Below are 2569 nucleotides of genomic sequence, written 5' to 3'. Positions count from 1 at the left end.
CTTTAACTAAGGCCGATTTAATGGCTTTAAATGGTATTACCGAAGAAGATGCCGAAACTCTCCTCGAGGTAATTAATGATAATATAGAGATAATTGAAAGTGAAGATGAGCACTACGAATGCCCAGATTGCGGTGCGGCTATTACCCCAGAGGTTAAGCAGTGCCCTAATTGTGGAGTGGCTTTAGAATTTGCCTAAGGGGTAAACAGGCCGGTAAAAGTACGAGAGGATTAAAAGAAGAGAATGTCTGATGAAAAAAAGGTTAATGCCAGATTAATTAAAAAACAAGATAACGGGGCAAACGAGCAGCCGCTGCAAGATAAAACTGCTTCGGGCGAAGCTAAGCCTAAAAGAAAAGTTGTGGTAGTTAAGAAAGTGCGCAAGCCGGAGGTTAAAGAGCGCGGCGGTGACGGTAAGGATAAAGCTACTGAAGCCGGCTCGGCCGTAAAGGTAGCTACTTTGGAGAGTAAACCGCGCGTAGTGGCACGAGCCGGTAACTTGGCCGGCGGTTTGCCGCTTAAAAATGAACGGCCGGCTAACCCGGAGCGGCGCGGTAATTTTACCCGCCCCGATAACCGTGAGCGGCCGGCCGGCAGCCGGCCCTATAATAATTCGTCTGCCGGTGGCAGCGGTGAACGGCGTTTTCCGTCGTCTTCGGCAGGTGCGGGCTCTTCTTATAATAATAACAGGTCCTCCGGTGGTTATAATAGGCCGACTGGGGCAGGTACTAGGCCTAACTCAAGCGGCGGAGCGCCGCGTTTTGGCGGGCAAGGCGGCGGCCGCTTTAATAATAACTCGGCTGCACCGACTGTTTTGCCGGAGGCCGTTAAACGTACCGGGGCTAAAGTTTTTAAAGGTAAAAAAAATACTCCTAAAGAGCAATATGATAGTGAAAAAGCTTATCAATTTAACAAACGTAAAGCACAGGCTGCTATTAATCCTATCCCCGATTCTATCGATATTATGGAGCAAATTACCGTTGCCGAATTGGCACGTAAGATGAATTTAAAGGCCAGCGTTTTAATTGCTAAATTAATGACAATGGGCATGATGGTTACCATGAACCAGCAGATAGATGCCGAAACGGCCGAAATATTGGCTACCGAATATAACTGTAAAGTTAAAGTAATTAGTTTATACGATGAAGTAGTTATTGCCAGTGAGGAAATAAGCGAAGAGGCTATTAAACAGCGGCCGCCTATCGTTACCATTATGGGCCATGTTGACCACGGTAAAACCAAAACTCTTGACGCTATCCGTAGCAGTAATGTGGTGGCCGGCGAGCATGGCGGCATTACCCAGCATATCGGGGCTTACGCTATTACTACTGCCAGCGGCCAAAAGGTTACTTTTTTAGATACACCGGGCCACGAAGCCTTTACAATGATGCGCGCACGCGGCGCTAAAGTTACCGATATTGTGGTGCTGGTGGTTAGCGCTACCGAAGGAATTATGGCTCAAACCTTAGAGGCCATCGACCACGCAAAAGCCGCCGAAGTGCCCATTATTGTGGCGGTAAATAAAATGGATTTACCTAATGCTAATCCCGATAGAATAAAACAGCAACTTAGCGACTACGGTTTAATTGCCGAAGATTGGGGCGGGCAAACTATGTTTGTGCCTATTTCGGCCTATACGCAAGAGGGTATTGATAAACTTATTGAGGCTATTTTATTACAAGCCGAAGTGATGGAGCTTAAAGCCAGCTTTAGCGGCCGTGCCGAAGGTACCGTTATCGAGGCACGTATCGACCAAGGGCGCGGTATTGCCGCTACGGTATTAATCAGCAGAGGCGAGCTTAAAATTGGCGACCCCTTTGTAGCCGGTGTCGATTTTGGTAAAGTGCGTGCCATTTATAATGATGGCGGCGAAAAAATTAAGATAGCTTATCCCGGCGACCCCGTGGAAATTACCGGTTTTAGCGAAGGCGCGCCGGAGGCCGGCGACCCCTTTCAGGTTACCATCGATGAGCGAACGGCCAGCAGTATTTCGGCCAAACGGCGCGACTTACGGCGCATGGAAGGGGCCAAGAGCAGTAGGAAAGTTACTTTAAGTAACCTTTACGATACCATTGCCGAAGGCGATTTGCGCGAGCTGCGGGTGGTTATTAAAGGTGATGTGCATGGGAGTGTGGAGGCTCTTAAGCAAGCCCTCGAAAAACTCTCTAACAGCGAGATTAAGCTGGTGGTATTACGTGCCGCCGCCGGCGCTATTGTAGAGCAAGATATAACTTTAGCCAGTGCCTCTAACGCCATTGTCATTGGTTTTCAGGTACGGCCAACTACCAAAGCGCAGGCAGTAGCCGATGCCGAAAAGGTAGAAATTAGAAAATATACTTTAATTTATGAAGCTGTAGAAGATATTACCTTAGCGATGGAGGGTATGTTATCGCCGGAACTAAGAGAGGAAGTTACCGGTACCGCCGAGATACGTAAAGTATTTAGCAGCAGTAAAATTGGTCTTATTGCCGGTTGTATGGTTACTAAGGGCTTTATTACGCGCAAGAGCAACATTCATGTTATTAGGGATAATGTGGTTATTGCCGCCGTTAAAGTGCTGGGCTTAAAGCG

Annotated in this window: 2 protein-coding genes; both read left to right on the top strand. The window is 47.8% G+C overall.

Features of this window, described 5'->3' with window-relative positions; translation table 11 throughout:
* Positions 1-197, top strand: a 197-nt coding sequence (locus FWE37_09520; GenBank protein ID MCL2521218.1) for a zinc-ribbon domain-containing protein, incomplete at its 5' end; no start/stop codon positions are given.
* A gap of 45 nt (positions 198-242) precedes the next feature.
* A partial coding sequence (gene infB / locus FWE37_09515; GenBank protein MCL2521217.1) for a translation initiation factor IF-2 occupies positions 243-2569 on the top strand: 2327 nt, incomplete at its 3' end.

Source organism: Spirochaetaceae bacterium, assembly GCA_009784515.1.
Taxonomy (GTDB): Bacteria; Spirochaetota; Spirochaetia; order WRBN01; family WRBN01; genus WRBN01.
Note: the sequence above shows the minus strand (reverse complement) of the source record. Positions and strands in the feature narration are given on the sequence as shown.